General features: G+C 64.2%; 14 protein-coding genes. 8 read left to right on the plus strand and 6 right to left on the minus strand.

Features of this window, described 5'->3' with window-relative positions; genetic code table 11:
* Positions 1-47: 47 nt before the first annotated feature.
* On the minus strand, positions 48-431 hold the full coding sequence (gene secG, locus RSE12_07405) for a preprotein translocase subunit SecG (GenBank protein WRH64152.1): 384 nt from the start codon (positions 429-431) through the stop codon (positions 48-50).
* A 315-nt stretch (positions 432-746) separates the two neighbouring features.
* On the opposite strand from secG, the gene RSE12_07410 reads away from it, so the two are divergent.
* On the plus strand, positions 747-1,364 hold the full coding sequence (locus RSE12_07410; protein WRH64153.1) for a hypothetical protein: 618 nt from the start codon (positions 747-749) through the stop codon (positions 1,362-1,364).
* 33 nt (positions 1,365-1,397) lie between these two features.
* On the opposite strand, the gene RSE12_07415 is transcribed toward RSE12_07410, so the two are convergent.
* Positions 1,398-1,787 (minus strand): VOC family protein, encoded by a 390-nt coding sequence (locus tag RSE12_07415; GenBank protein ID WRH64154.1) that lies wholly within the window; start codon positions 1,785-1,787, stop codon positions 1,398-1,400.
* 192 nt (positions 1,788-1,979) lie between these two features.
* On the opposite strand from RSE12_07415, the gene RSE12_07420 reads away from it, so the two are divergent.
* Together RSE12_07420 and RSE12_07425 are read left to right on the plus strand one after the other, a co-directional pair.
* Entirely contained in the window at positions 1,980-3,272 is a 1,293-nt protein-coding gene (locus tag RSE12_07420; GenBank protein ID WRH64155.1) for an adenylosuccinate synthase, read from the plus strand.
* Between the two features lie 13 nt (positions 3,273-3,285).
* The gene (locus tag RSE12_07425; GenBank protein ID WRH64156.1) at positions 3,286-3,522 is read left to right on the plus strand and encodes a DUF2842 domain-containing protein; all 237 of its coding nucleotides are present in this window, start codon (positions 3,286-3,288) and stop codon (positions 3,520-3,522) included.
* Between the two features lie 87 nt (positions 3,523-3,609).
* Here RSE12_07425 and RSE12_07430 read toward each other — a convergent pair whose 3' ends face one another.
* Complete coding sequence (locus RSE12_07430; protein WRH64157.1) at positions 3,610-6,003, minus strand: hypothetical protein; 2,394 nt, start codon at positions 6,001-6,003, stop codon at positions 3,610-3,612.
* 224 nt (positions 6,004-6,227) lie between these two features.
* On the opposite strand from RSE12_07430, the gene RSE12_07435 reads away from it, so the two are divergent.
* Entirely contained in the window at positions 6,228-6,926 is a 699-nt protein-coding gene (locus RSE12_07435) for a thiamine diphosphokinase (GenBank protein ID WRH64158.1), read from the plus strand.
* Here the strand turns inward: RSE12_07435 and RSE12_07440 are convergent.
* Positions 6,871-7,812 carry a DMT family transporter gene (locus RSE12_07440; GenBank protein WRH64159.1) on the minus strand — a complete coding sequence of 314 codons (942 nt, stop codon included), beginning with the start codon at positions 7,810-7,812 and terminating at the stop codon, positions 6,871-6,873. The two genes, RSE12_07435 and RSE12_07440, sit on opposite strands and share 56 nt — an antisense overlap.
* 124 nt (positions 7,813-7,936) lie before the next feature.
* Here RSE12_07440 and RSE12_07445 point away from each other — a divergent pair, with 124 nt between their 5' ends.
* Entirely contained in the window at positions 7,937-8,563 is a 627-nt protein-coding gene (locus RSE12_07445; protein WRH64160.1) for a hypothetical protein, read from the plus strand.
* A 3-nt stretch (positions 8,564-8,566) separates the two neighbouring features.
* Here the strand turns inward: RSE12_07445 and RSE12_07450 are convergent, their stop codons facing one another.
* Both RSE12_07450 and RSE12_07455 read right to left on the minus strand, forming a co-directional pair.
* Entirely contained in the window at positions 8,567-9,946 is a 1,380-nt protein-coding gene (locus tag RSE12_07450; protein ID WRH64161.1) for an L-serine ammonia-lyase, read from the minus strand.
* 4 nt (positions 9,947-9,950) lie between these two features.
* The gene (locus RSE12_07455) at positions 9,951-10,676 is read right to left on the minus strand and encodes a glutathione S-transferase family protein (protein WRH64162.1); all 726 of its coding nucleotides are present in this window, start codon (positions 10,674-10,676) and stop codon (positions 9,951-9,953) included.
* Positions 10,677-10,774: 98 nt separating this feature from the next.
* Between RSE12_07455 and RSE12_07460 the strand changes: the two genes are divergently transcribed.
* The 3 genes from RSE12_07460 to gor all read left to right on the plus strand — a co-directional run bounded on the left by RSE12_07460 (position 10,775) and on the right by gor (position 13,555).
* Complete coding sequence (locus RSE12_07460) at positions 10,775-11,326, plus strand: hypothetical protein (GenBank protein WRH64163.1); 552 nt, start codon at positions 10,775-10,777, stop codon at positions 11,324-11,326.
* Between the two features lie 88 nt (positions 11,327-11,414).
* Entirely contained in the window at positions 11,415-12,200 is a 786-nt protein-coding gene (gene rpiA / locus RSE12_07465) for a ribose-5-phosphate isomerase RpiA (GenBank protein WRH64164.1), read from the plus strand.
* Positions 12,197-13,555, plus strand: coding sequence for a glutathione-disulfide reductase (gene gor / locus RSE12_07470; protein WRH64165.1), 1,359 nt, complete (start codon positions 12,197-12,199; stop codon positions 13,553-13,555). Before rpiA ends, gor begins: the two co-directional genes overlap by 4 nt.
* Positions 13,556-13,596: the final 41 nt, after the last annotated feature.

The following is a 13,596-nucleotide window of genomic DNA, read 5'->3' on the forward strand; positions in this document are numbered from 1 at the left end:
CCGCAAGATGCAGTCTGGCCCGTGGTTTATCCGTCAAGAAGTGGTGGTTACTCGCTAGCTGCCGGCGGCGTGGCCGGGGCATCTGCCGGCGGCGGTGCCAGCGGTGCATCCGTCGGCCCAGGCGGCAGCAGCTCGGACCCGGCCGGAAGGCTGGCGGGCGCATCGGCGGGCTGTTCGGCACCGATCTGGTCAATCACTGAACCCGAATCCGCGCCACGTGCCGCGAGGATCGTCAAGGTCAGCGATGTTACGATAAAGGCTGCGGCCAACAGCCATGTCAGTTTCTGCAACGCGGTCGTTGCGCTGCGCCCCGCCGGGTTGTTGCCGCCACCGCCCATGCCCAGACCGCCACCCTCGGACCGCTGCAAAAGCACGATGCCGACCAGCAGAAGCGCAAGGATCAGGTGGATGGTGAGGACGACGTTTTCCATTCAGGCGCTTCCCTAGACTGACGCGCCTATCTAGGCGCAAGCCGGAAAGGGCGCAAGTAGGCGCGTCACGCCCCCTACATGCCTTCGCAAACCGCCGACAGCTTGTTGCCATCCGGATCGCGCGCACATCAGGCGTAAATGAACAGGCCAAAGGGTCGCAACCCCGGCGCGTCCCCGCCATAGACCTGTCAGAGTCGGGTAGCATCGACCAACTTGCAGATTGTGCCTCCGTGCCCGACCCAAGACAGACACATCTGCACTGGCGTTGACGCAGCTTTTGGCCGCCGCTACCCTTCGCACAACCACAGGGAGTATGTGACGATTTCTTTGCGTGCTGTGTTCGGTTCTCTGGTCGGTTGGGCCACTGCTTTGGCAGGTGGCCATGCTACTGCGGATGAGGTCCGCTTCCAGCTCCTCAGCGACCAGCAGACCTATCCGGTTCAGGTGTTCGGCAAGCCGATCCTGCCCGGAACGCGCCAGATCTACCTTGCCCGTCGGATCAATGCGGTGCCTGCGCTGATGGCACGGCCGGGCATTCTGGAGTGTCTGAAACCCGGATATCCGGTGGAGCCATCTTCCTTTGACTGGGAAGGGATGCGCGATGACGCGGAACTCACCGTCTGCCTGCACCATGCCTTCGCTTCCATCGGGTCTGCCGAGGGGATCGCGGCATGGCTGACTGAGGCGGGTCTGAAAATGGGGATGGATGGTGGCGATGGCTCAGGCGGGGTGCGTTATGGGCGTCAGGGCATGCCGGTCTACCTCTACGACTTCACTTGGATGATCGAAGGGAGAGGGCCACTATCGGGACCACTACGGGGTGATCTGACCGCAGGGCGGGGCCTTCTGCACAGCACGATCACCTATGCGCTGGATCGGCAGGGCATGCCGATCCACATTATTGTTTATCATCAGGGAACGTTGGTGAAGTAGCGAAGTCCCTTTGCCACCTCGTCTGCATCCAGATCAAACCCCCGCCAGCCCTTCGCAAACGGCGGAAAGCTTGTTGCCATCCGGATCGCGCACATAGCAGGCATAGAATGACTGGCCAAAGGGCCGCAACCCCGGGGCGCCCTCATCACTGCCCCCATTCGCCAGCGCTGCCCGGTAAAACGCATCCACCGCATCCCGGCTTTCAGCCACCAGCGCAGGCATCGACCCATTGCCCACCGTGGCAGGCCGCCCGTCAAAGGGCTGCGTCACCCATAACCTGCACCGGCTGTCGCCCGGCGCGGCATATCCGATTTCCGTCTCCAGCGTCCGGGCACGCACCAGGCCCAGCGTGGCCAAGACCGGATCATAGAACCGGATCGCCGCCGCCAGATCATTGGTGCCAAGGGTGATATAGAGAAACATCCCCGCACCCTGCCTTGGTCGCCATTCCCGCGCAAGCCCGGGCTTGCGCCAAATTTCTTCGAAGAAATTTGCAAATTCGTTCGAACGAATTTGGCCCTGACGGGCCGACACAGAACCGTTTCCCCGTTCCCATCCCCCCCGCTCCCCGCTATAGCACAGTCGGTTTCACCAGACCGGGAAAGGACCGCTGTCATGGCCAATGTGGTTGTCGTGGGCGCCCAATGGGGCGACGAGGGCAAGGGCAAGATCGTCGACTGGCTCTCCGAGCGTGCCGATATCGTCGCCCGCTTTCAGGGCGGCCACAATGCCGGGCATACGCTGGTCATTGATGGCAATGTCTACAAGCTGTCACTGCTGCCCTCGGGCATCGTGCGCGGCGGCAAGCTGTCGGTCATCGGCAATGGCGTGGTGCTGGACCCTTGGGCGCTGCTGTCCGAGATCGAAAAACTGCGCGGGCAGGGGGTGGATGTCACCCCCGACAACCTGATGGTCGCGGAAAACACGCCCCTTATCCTGCCTGTCCACGGTGAACTGGACCGCGCCCGTGAAGGCCAGACTGCGGTGGCCAAGATCGGCACCACCGGGCGCGGCATCGGCCCCGCCTATGAAGATAAGGTCGGCCGCCGCAGCATCCGCGTGGCCGACCTAGGGGATGAGGCAACGCTGGATCTTCGCATTGGCCGTCTGCTCACCCATCATAACGCCCTGCGTGCGGGCCTTGGTCTGGAACCCGTCGATCCCGTCGCGCTCAAGGCGCAACTGATGGAGGTCGCGCCCAAGATCCTGCCCTATGCCAAACCGGTCTGGAAAGTGCTGACCGATGCCCGCCGCGCGGGCAAGCGCATCCTGTTCGAAGGCGCACAAGGCGCGCTTCTGGATGTGGATTTCGGCACCTACCCCTATGTCACCTCATCGAACACTTTGGCCGGCATGGCCGCCACCGGCACCGGGCTTGGTCCGACTGCGGTGGATTTCGTCCTTGGCATCGTCAAGGCCTACACCACCCGCGTGGGTGAAGGCCCCTTCCCGACAGAGCTTTTCGATGCCGACGGCGCGCGCCTTGGTGAACGCGGCCATGAGTTTGGCACCGTGACGGGGCGCAAGCGCCGCTGCGGCTGGTTCGATGCCGTGCTGGTGCGCCAGACCTGCGCCACCTCGGGCGTGTCGGGCATTGCATTGACGAAACTCGATGTTCTGGACGGGTTTGAGACGCTGAAAATCTGCGTGGGCTATGAACTTGATGGCCAGCGGCTGGATTACTTGCCCACTGCCGCGAACCTTCAGGCCCGCGTCACCCCGATCTATGAGGAAATGGAAGGCTGGACCCAATCCACCGCCGGCGCGCGGTCCTGGGCCGATCTGCCGGGTGCGGCGATCAAATATGTCCGCCGGATCGAAGAGTTGATCCACTGCCCTGTCGCGCTACTTTCCACCTCGCCGGAACGCGACGACACGATCCTCGTGACCGACCCGTTCGAGGATTGATCCAAGGAAACCGATGTCGCTGTCCTACAAGACCCGCCGCCGCCTGTCGCTCCTGATCCTTGTAGTCGGGTTGCCGCTCTATATCGCGGCGGCGCTCTTTACCGTCAGCCTGTTTGACCGCCCGCCGATCTGGCTCGAATTCATCGTTTATGTGGTGCTGGGCATCGTCTGGGCGTTGCCATTCCGGTCCATTTTCCGCGGCGTGGGTCAGGCCGATCCGAATGATCCGAACGCCAACCGCGGCGATTAACGCGCCGTAGAACGGAAAAAAGGCGGACCGTTCCCGGTCCGCCTTTTCCCTTGGGGTCTGAGTGGCAGCTCTCGACCCGCGATCCCGTTACTGCGCGAGCTTGCGCGCCTCGGCCAGATAGGTCGATTCTTCCGACAGCATGAACTGCCCGCGCCGCACCTTGGCGATGCGGCCGTCGCGCAGCAGGGTGCCAAAGCTGCGCAGCCCGTCTTCGCGCTGGAACGTCCCTTGCGGGATGACCTCTGTCAGATGCCGCATCAATTGCGGACGGCTGAAATGCGGCCGTCCTTCGACACCGGCCAGATAGGCCGCCGATGCCTCAAGGATCTGTTCAAAGCTCGACGCCCCGATCTTTTCGACGAACTCGGCAAATCCTTTGCTGTCGCCGAACATGTTCGACAGGTCGTCGCCCTCTTCTTCATCGTCCGACAGGTCCAGATCCGTCGCCGCCGCCATGCCGAACCCGGCCGAGGTTACGCGGCGCGGGCGGATCGGCGCAGGCGCTGCGCTGGCATTGGGCGCGCTGATCGGGCGGGGCCGGTCGATGCGCTGCTCAGAAACCAGAACCAGCGGGGCAGGGCGTTCGCCCGTCGCCGTGCCGCGCCCGCCCGGCAGGGCGGCCTTCACCGCCATTGCCAGATCGTTGCGATAGCGCGCCAGCCGCGACACGGTTTCCGTCTCGCCCGCCTTTTCGCCGGTCACCTTGCGGTCGGCCACGGTGGCCGCCACGGCGGCCTTCAGATGCTGGATGGCCGACTGGCGGCGCTTGGTTTCGCTGCCTTCCATCTCGTTGTCGGTCTGCTTCATCAGACGGCTCAGCGCCTCATCGGCAGAGGGTCCTTCAAAGCCGCGGCGGCTGTCTTGCTGTTGCGACAGGGCGGCGACGGCATCGGCTTCCTGTTCCGCTTCGCCACGCCGCAGGGCGGCCAGTTCGCGCTGCAATTCGGCCTCATCCTCGGCCGACAGCAGGGGCGTTGATGCAAGGTTTGCGTCTGCGGCTGTGTCAACTTCGGCAAAGGCTGCCGCAGAGATTGGTGCTTCCTCGACCATCGCTTCCGGCTCTGCCACCGCTGCGGCAACAGGCGCGACCACGTCATCGCTCTTGCGGATGCGGATGACACGTGCCCGGGCACGCTGCAGCTTTTCTGCTGAACCGGGGCGAAGTTCCATGCCGCCGGATGTATCCTCGGTCACAGTCGCGGGTTCAACCGCGGCCTGTTCCGCGATCATCGCCGCACGCAGATCGTCAGCTTCAGCTTCAGCCTCGGCTTCGGCATCAACATCCGTCGCGGGCTCTGCAATCGGCGCGGCCTCGGCTTCCACAACCGCTTCCGCTTGCGCTTCGGTCGTCTCTGCCCAGGTTTCCGCCCAGATGGATTCGTCCTCTGCTACGGCTTCCTCGACAGCGGTTTCCGCCACAGGCTCGGCCTCAGGTTCCGCATTCATCACGGCGCCCAGCGATGCGATCAGACTATCGTCGCCTGCATCCGCCTGCTGTTCCGGCGCAACATCTTCTGCCGCACCATCTTCCGCCGCCGTCTCGGCCCAGATATCGGCCTCAACCTCATAGTCTTCGTCCAGCGCCGCCACGGCAACGGGTTCTGCCTCATCCGACAGCGCCGCCATCAGCGATTCGGGCAGGTCGTCCACGTGATCCGGTTCGGCATCAACTGCCGCCACAAACACGTCCTCGGCAACAGTAACGGCGGCATCCTCGGACGGCGCGTCAACCGCATTCATCACCGATGCCGGATCGATCGCATCCGTCTCTGCCGCCTCTACCTCTGCAGCCGGTTCCGCCTCTGCCATCACGGCCGAGAAATCGATCTCCGGCAGTTCGGCGGCCAGATCGGCGGGCTCTTCCACATAAACATCCGCCTCTGCACCCACCGGCGCTTCGGTCCGCATCTCTTCGACCGGGGCGTCCTCTGCCACATCCTCTGGCAGGTCCATCCCGGTATCCGACATCAGATCTTCCGGCAGGAAATCGACAAGCGCCGCAGCCTCAAGCGTTTCGGCGTCCTGATCTTCCAGATAGTCGGGGATCGCGAAGCTCACCACCGGCGCGGTCTGTGCAGGGGCCATGGCACCCGGCTGAGCTGCGATCTCGGACCGCAGACGGGACAGCTTTTCCACCACCGACTCGGTCGCTGGCGCACTGGCCGGGGCCACGCTGGGCTGAACGGGCGGCTGCACGGCGGGCTGCTCTGCCACGGAAGCGGCCACGGGGGCCACCGCCACGGGAACCTCGGCCACGACCGGCGCGGCAAGCTGCGAAGGCGCGGCCGTCATCGGCGCTGCCTCCGGCTCATCGGATGCCCGCAGCACCACCCCGTTGTCCTGGATCTTCGCCTCGACCCGGCGCTGAATCTCGCGCTCCGCAATCTGATGCAGCATGGCTGCATCCGGCGTCGGAGGCTCTGCCCCGAAATATCGGTCCCCCGCCGCAAGATCGCGGAAGTATTCGGCAATCGCCTTCATCGTATTGAAGGGATCTTCGAAACCCTCGAGGGTACATGAGAAGGTCCCGTAAGAGACCGTTAGAATTTTACTCGCACCGTTCATCGGATGCTCGCTTTCCGCCAGTTCGACTACGCCAATTTACCGCGTTCCTGATCGTTTTCATGGACAGATAGGGGTAATTTGAAGGATTGATTATGGCCCACGAACGCTCGAACTGCCTCAATTCGGAAAACAGTATCGCAATGAACGCCCTCATTGTCCAATCAACCGACGGGGTCACCCTTGTCGGCGGCGGCCCGGTTTCACAGGCGGAATTCCGCCTCGCAACCGCCCGTGCCCCAAGGATTCTTGCCGCAGATGGCGGGGCCGACCGGGCCCTTGCCGCAGGCTACATGCCCGAGGCGGTGGTGGGTGATTTCGATTCCATTTCCGACCGCGCCCGGGCCACGCTCGGCGCAGCGCGACTGTTCCCGATTCGCGAACAGATGACGACAGATTTCGACAAGGCGCTGCGGTCTGTCGATGCGCCTTTCACGCTTGCGCTGGGTTTCACCGGCGCGCGGGTCGATCACGGGCTTGCCGTCTTTAACAGTCTTGTCCGCCACGGCGACCGGCGCTGCCTTGTCATCGGCCCGCGCGACGTGATCTTTCATGCCCCGCCCAGCCTCAGCCTGACGCTCAAACCCGGCGACCGGCTGTCGCTCTTTCCCATGGCCCCAATCACCGGACGCAGCACCGGGCTGGAATGGCCTATCGATGGGATTGCCTTCGCGCCCGCAGGCCTGATCGGCACATCGAACCGCGTCATAACATCATCCGTTCAACTGGAAATGGACGGCCCCGGCATGCTTGTGATCTTGCCGCGCGCCCGGCTCGATGCCGCGCTCAGATCGCTTCTGGGGGCGGCATGGCAGCCGCCTGCCGCTTTGCCCGTGCGCTGATCCGCTCGCGGTGGATGACATAAAGCCCCGATGACACGATCACCGCGATCCCTGCCCAGGTCAGCGGATTGGGGAAATCGCCAAAGATCAGATAGCCCAAGGCCACTGCCGCCACGATTTCGGAATAGTGCAGCGGGGCCAGCGTGGCCGATGGCGCGAATTTCAGCGCGTAGGTCATGCACATATGGCTGACCCCGGCCCAGAACCCCACACCGAACAGCCACAGCCAGTTCCATCCGCCCGGCATCACCGGGTCCAACTGCGCCCAGCCCGTGCCGTCAAACAGCACCATCAGCGGCAAGCAGATCACCATCCCCGCGAATGACGTATGCGCCTGCATCGTGACCGGGTGCATGTAGGCCGCCATCGCCCGCGTCACCAGCATGTAAAAGGCAAAGAAGAACGCCGTCCCCAACGGCCACAACGCCACATAGCCAAAGGCCGCGATCGACGGCTGGATCACCAACAGCGCCCCACCAAAGCCCACGGCGCTTGCCGCAATCCGGCGCGGCCCCACCTCGTCGCCAAAAATCAGACTGCCCAGAATCAGCAGGATGAACGGCTCCACAAAGGCAATCGCCAGCGCATCCGCCACCGGCATCACCGCGATGCCCGACACAAAGGAAAAGGTCGACAGGATCAGAAACACCGCCCGCAGAAACACAAAGCCCAGCACCCGCGGGCTTACCGCCCAGGGCAGGCCCATCCACCACAGCACAGGCAGCATCAGCGCCCCCTGCACCACGAACCGCGCTGTGGTGATCTGCCCCACCGGGATGCCGTTTTCCGCCGCCAGCTTTGATGACACATCCAGCAGCGGCGCCAGCGCGCAGAAGGCAAGCATCAGGACGATGCCGGGAACGATACGGTCAGGCTGGCGGCTCATACCCGCTTGGCTAACCCCCGCCTTTGCCCTCGTCCATCGCAAAAGCGACATTCGATGCGCCGTCCCCCCTTGCTCTGGCCTTCATCCGTCCCCACTCTCCGACCAGTTCGCACGGAGGTGTGGTGTGCTGGTTCTTGCGAAGGCCCGTCTCGTTTATCTTGCCACGCCCAAGACGGCCTCGCAGGCGATACGGGCGATGCTTGGCCCCTATGCCGAAACCCCGGAAACCGCGCGTCAGTTTCCGCATATGAACGCCACCGTCTATGCCCGCCGCTGGGCCCCATTGCTGACCGAGGAACTGGGTTTCGCGCCGGAAACCTTCGCCGTGATGCGCGACCCGTTGGAGCAGATGGAAAGCTGGTTTCGCTACCGACAGCGTGATGCGCTGGCAGGCCGTCCCAATTCCACGCAAGGGCTGACCTTCGCCGAATTCGTCGAGGCGCGCCTGTCAGATCCGCCCCCGCCCTATGCCGCGCTGGGCCGACAGGACCGCTTCCTCGGCTTTCTCGACGGCGGCCCTCCGGTGACGCATGTCTTTGATTATGCCCGGCTGGACCTGCTGCTTGCCTTCGTACAGGCCCGCCTCGGCACGGAACTGGAGCTGCACCACAAGAACAGGTCGCCTCGTGATCCCGGCTCTGCACCGACCTTGCCGTCGGGGCTGGAGGACCGCTTTCGTGCCGCCCATGCGGACGAATTCGCGCTATATGCCCGCGTCGCCAGCACCGGCCATCTGATCACGCAAAGCTAGGGATCAACAGTTCGGCACGTTGACCGCCAACCCGCCCAGACTGGTTTCCTTGTACTTCTCATGCATGTCGCGCCCGGTCTGGCGCATCGTCTCGATGCAGACATCAAGGCTCACCAGATGGATTCCATCACCGCGGAGCGCCAGCGATGCCGCCGACACCGCCTTGATCGCCCCCAGCCCGTTGCGTTCGATGCAGGGCACCTGCACAAGGCCCTTCACCGGGTCGCACGTCATGCCCAGATGATGCTCCAGCGCGATTTCGGCTGCGTTTTCAACCTGTTCCGGCGTGCCGCCCAGCACGGCGGCCAAGCCCGCCGCCGCCATGGCCGCCGCTGATCCTACTTCTGCCTGACAGCCGCATTCCGCGCCGCTGATGCTGGCATTGTGTTTGACCAGCCCGCCCACCGCCGCCGCCGTCAGCATGAACTCCCCGACCTTCGACGCAGACGCCCCCGGCACATGGTCCAGCCAATAGCGGATCACCGCAGGCACCACCCCCGCTGCCCCATTCGTGGGTGCGGTCACCACCTGCCCGCCAGCGGCGTTTTCCTCATTCACCGCCATCGCATAAAGCGACATCCAGTCGTTGATCACATGCGGCGGCGTCATATTCAGCCCGCGTTCAGCCATCAGCGCATCATGGATGCCCTTTGCCCGCCTGCGCACCTTCAACCCGCCGGGCAGGATGCCCTCACCCGCCATCCCGCGTGTGATGCAATCGTTCATCACCTGCCAGATGCGTTCCATCCCGCGGTCCAGATCGGCCGCCGACCGAAACTTCACCTCATTCGCCCGCTTCATCTGCGCAATGCTCAGCCCCGAAGCCTTGGCCATCGCCAGCATTTCATCTGCTGTTTCAAACGGATAGGGCACATCTGCCCGCGCGCGCGCCTTGGAGCCCCCCGCATCGGCCAACTCCCCCGCCGTCAGCACAAAGCCGCCGCCGATGGAATAATAGGTTTCTTCCATGATCACGTCGCCCTGCGCATCCGTGGCGCGCAGGATCATGCCGTTGGCATGGCCGGGCAGGGCGGGGCCATAGTCGAACACCAGATCCCGCCCCGGATCAAAGGCCAGCTCGCCCATCCCCGGCACGTCGATCACCTTGCGCGCCTTGATATCCGCCAGCGCCGCCTCGGCCTTGGCGGCGTCATAGGTGGCCGGCTCGAACCCCGCCAGACCAAGGATCGTTGCCCGGTCTGTGGCATGGCCCACCCCGGTAAAGGCCAGCGATCCATGCAGCGATGCCCGCAACCCCCGGAAGTGAAACGGCGAGGCGCGCATCTTCTCAAGAAACCGCGCCCCGGCGACCATCGGCCCCATCGTGTGGCTCGAAGACGGGCCGACCCCAACCTTGAACATGTCAAAGACCGAAAGGAACATGGGATCAGACCTCCGGATCGGTGAAGAACCGCCCTTGCAGTCCATTCGCCGCGGCCGCGCGCAGCGTGGCAGGCCGCGCCTCGCAGGCGGCTGCCACAGCGTGCAGCGCAGGGAAGTCCTGTGCGGAAATGGCAAGATCGGGCGCCCAAGGGAAGGCCCGCATCCAGCGCAAAAGCATGGAAATGTAAATTCCCAGAATCCCCGGCTGATCCGGCGACAGCCAGCCAGGCCGCATCACTGCGACCGCCTCCAGCACCGCCATCCGCTCCATTAGCCGAACCCGCGCCGCCTCGGCCACGATACGGGCGTGCTCTTCGCTCACCCGGTAGGGGTGGATCAGGTCCATCACCGCCGTATGCAGCCCGTTATTCGCAAACACGAACCACGACAGGAACACCCCCCGCTCCGCCGCGTCCTGCGCCGGGGCCAACCCGTGCCGCTCGCCCAGATGCAGCAGGATCGCCCCCGTCTCGAACATCATCCCGTCCGGCGTCTGCATCGCAGGCACCAGCCCCATCGGATGCCGCGCCAGATGGTCTGGCGATTGCAAATCGCCCGCATCCATATCCAGAAACACCGCCTCATAGGGCACGCCCGCCTCTTCCAGCGCGACATGCACCGCCAGATTCGCGAAATCCTGAACGCCGAAAAGCCTGTACATGTGGTCCCCCGCCGACTGCCGCGCCAGAATGCGCCGCGCCACCATGCCACGTGCTGCGGAAAGCGACATCCGGAAAGCATAATCCGCACATCTGCCCGCTGATCTTCACCGCCCGTTAACCCCGCCCCCCCATCCTGACCTTCGTGAGCCTCTAGAACGGAGCAGTCATGCGCGCCCTATTTCCATTCCTCCTCCTCGCGGCCCCCTTGGCCGCGCAGGAGGCGGCCCTCCTTCCCGCTTCCCTTCCGCCCGAGGTGGCCGAAGCCATCCTCGCCCGCCCTGACCGGTTCGCCGCCATGGCAACGGATCTGATCCATGGCCATGGCACGGGCGGCACCATCACACCTGCCGTCATTGAGACCGCCATCGCGCTGGACCGCGCCTTTTTCCGCACCCGCGCCCTGCGGCCCTTCCTTGAGTCCGATCTCGATGCCGATGGCACGCTCACCACGCCCGAAGTCACTGCCCGCGCTGCCACCCTATCGCCGCCTGCCCGCGCCCGGCTGATGCGCGATCACGCCGCCGCTGACTCGGATGCCGATGGCACCCTCTCACCCCCCGAACTCCGCGCCCATGCCGAGGCCGGGGTCGCCCGCGCCTCCCGCCCCCTCGACGAAGGGCTGATGCGCGCCGTTGCTGCCTTTGATGCCGATGCCGATGGGCAGACGGGCCTTGCCGAACTCACCCGCGCCCTTCAGCCGCTTTCCGCCACAGACTGACGGCCCAGCAGGGCAAAGGGCGGCAATTCACCCTTACACGACCCGCGCGCTTTGCCTATAAGCGGGCAAGGTCCGAAGGAGTTGCCCCATGCCCGCAGAGCTTTCCCCCATCGACAAAGCCAAGTTCGTTGCCGCCAAACGCGCCACCGAATTTGTCGAAGACGGGATGAAGCTTGGCCTCGGCACCGGCTCCACCGCCGCGTGGATGGTACGCTGCCTGGCTGAACGCATCCGCGAAGACGGGCTCAAGGTCGTGGGCGTCCCCACCTCATCGCGCACGGCGGAACTTGCCGCCTCGCTCGGCATCCCCATCGCCACACTGGATGAGGTGAAATGGCTCGACCTCACCATTGATGGGGCCGATGAGTTCGACCCCAATCTCGCGCTCATCAAGGGCGGCGGCGCCGCGCTTTTGCAGGAAAAGATCGTCGCCACCGCATCTGACCAGATGATCGTCATCGCCGATGCCGCGAAAGAGGTCAGCCAGCTTGGCGCCTTCCCCCTCCCGGTCGAGGTGATCCCCTTCGGATGGCAAACCACCAAGGCGCTGATCGAGGAAACGCTGGTCAGCCTTGACGTGCTCAACCGCGATTGCACCCTGCGCATGAACGGCGACCGCCCCTTGGTCACGGATGAGGCAAATTTCATCATCGACCTGCATCTCAAGCGCATCGGCAACCCGCGCCAATTGGCGCTGGTGCTGAACCAGATTCCCGGCGTCGTCGAAAACGGCCTGTTCATCGACATCTGCGATATCGTGGTCATCGGCCACGGCGACGGCCGCGTGACGGTGCGCGACATCAATCAGGGGACCGAAGGCGAGGATTTCGTCGAATTCGCCCCCACCGACAACATCTTCGCGGATATCGAATGACCTTCGACTACGATCTTTTCGTCATCGGCGGCGGATCGGGCGGGGTCCGCGCCGCGCGCATCGCATCAGGCGAAGGCGGGGCAAAGGTTGGCCTTGCCGAAGAAAGCCGCATGGGCGGCACCTGCGTCATCCGGGGATGCGTGCCGAAAAAGCTGATGGTCTTTGCATCTGGCTTTCCCGACACGCTGCAAGATGCCGCCGCCTATGGCTGGCAGGTGCAGGCCGGCACGTTCGACTGGCCCCGCTTCCGCACCGCGCTGGAGGCGGAGCTTGACCGTCTGGAAGGCGCCTATCGCAACACGCTCACCAATGCCGGCGTGACCATCCACGACGCCCGCGCCACCGTGGTGGATCCGCACACCGTTCGGCTCGCCACGGGCGAGGTGTTCACCACCAAGCACATCCTGATCGCCACCGGCGGCTGGCCCTTCATCCCCGATATTCCCGGCCGCGAACTGGCCATCACATCGAACGAGATCTTTCACCTTGATTCCCTGCCCAAACGCGCCCTCGTCGTCGGCGGCGGCTATATCGCATCGGAATTCGCCTGCATCCTGCACGGCCTCGGGGTGGAAACCACTCAGTATTACCGTGGCGCGCAAATCCTGCGTGGCTTTGATGATGAGGCCCGGGGTCACGTCGCCAATGCGATGCAGATGCGCGGCATCGCCATTCATTGCGGCACCGACGTCATCCGTTTGGAGAAAACCGCCACTGGCATCCGCGCCGTGGCCACCGATGGCACGGAACGCGAGTTTGACCTCGTCCTTTATGCTACGGGCCGCAAACCGAATGCCACAGGCCTTGGTCTGGAAGAGCTTGGCGTGAAATTCGGCCGCAATGGCCAGATCCTCGTCGACGATTATTCGCAGACCGCCGTCCCCTCGATCTTTGCCGTGGGCGATGTGACCGGCCGCGTCAACCTGACGCCCGTCGCCATCCGCGAAGGCCACGCCTTCGCCGATACCGTCTTTCGCGGCATCCCCACCCGTTTCGATCACAGCCTGATCGCCTCGGCCGTCTTCACCCAGCCCGAACTGGGCAGCGTTGGCCTGTCGGAAGAGGCCGCCCGCGAACAGGAAGAGATCGAGGTTTACGCAGCCACCTTCCGCCCGATGAAGACGCTTTTCGCCGGGCGGCAGGACCGCGTTCTGATGAAACTCATCGTCAGCGCCGCCACGCGCAAGGTTCTGGGCTGCCATATCGTCGCACCGGATGCGGGCGAATTGATCCAGCTTGCCGCCATTGCCATCGGCATGGGCGCCACGAAAGAGGACTTTGACCGCACCGTTGCGGTGCATCCCACCATTTCGGAAGAGTTGGTGACAATGCGCAAACCGACCCGAAAAGGCTAGACGCGGGCATTCAACTGCTTGAATTTGGCGCAGACATACAC

It is taken from the genome of Fuscovulum sp. (assembly GCA_035192965.1).
Lineage (GTDB): Bacteria > Pseudomonadota > Alphaproteobacteria > Rhodobacterales > Rhodobacteraceae > Paragemmobacter.

What these genes read in the sequence shown, in the direction of transcription:
- secG (WRH64152.1), bottom strand. Translation starts at nt 431, where the DNA reads ATGGAAAACGTCGTCCTCACCATCCACCTGATCCTTGCGCTTCTGCTG.
- RSE12_07415 (WRH64154.1), bottom strand. Translation starts at nt 1,787, where the DNA reads ATGTTTCTCTATATCACCCTTGGCACCAATGATCTGGCGGCGGCGATC.
- RSE12_07420 (WRH64155.1), top strand. Translation starts at nt 1,980, where the DNA reads ATGGCCAATGTGGTTGTCGTGGGCGCCCAATGGGGCGACGAGGGCAAG.
- RSE12_07425 (WRH64156.1), top strand. Translation starts at nt 3,286, where the DNA reads ATGTCGCTGTCCTACAAGACCCGCCGCCGCCTGTCGCTCCTGATCCTT.
- RSE12_07430 (WRH64157.1), bottom strand. Translation starts at nt 6,003, where the DNA reads ATGAAGGCGATTGCCGAATACTTCCGCGATCTTGCGGCGGGGGACCGA.
- RSE12_07435 (WRH64158.1), top strand. Translation starts at nt 6,228, where the DNA reads ATGAACGCCCTCATTGTCCAATCAACCGACGGGGTCACCCTTGTCGGC.
- RSE12_07440 (WRH64159.1), bottom strand. Translation starts at nt 7,812, where the DNA reads ATGAGCCGCCAGCCTGACCGTATCGTTCCCGGCATCGTCCTGATGCTT.
- RSE12_07450 (WRH64161.1), bottom strand. Translation starts at nt 9,946, where the DNA reads ATGTTCCTTTCGGTCTTTGACATGTTCAAGGTTGGGGTCGGCCCGTCT.
- RSE12_07455 (WRH64162.1), bottom strand. Translation starts at nt 10,676, where the DNA reads ATGTCGCTTTCCGCAGCACGTGGCATGGTGGCGCGGCGCATTCTGGCG.
- RSE12_07460 (WRH64163.1), top strand. Translation starts at nt 10,775, where the DNA reads ATGCGCGCCCTATTTCCATTCCTCCTCCTCGCGGCCCCCTTGGCCGCG.
- rpiA (WRH64164.1), top strand. Translation starts at nt 11,415, where the DNA reads ATGCCCGCAGAGCTTTCCCCCATCGACAAAGCCAAGTTCGTTGCCGCC.
- gor (WRH64165.1), top strand. Translation starts at nt 12,197, where the DNA reads ATGACCTTCGACTACGATCTTTTCGTCATCGGCGGCGGATCGGGCGGG.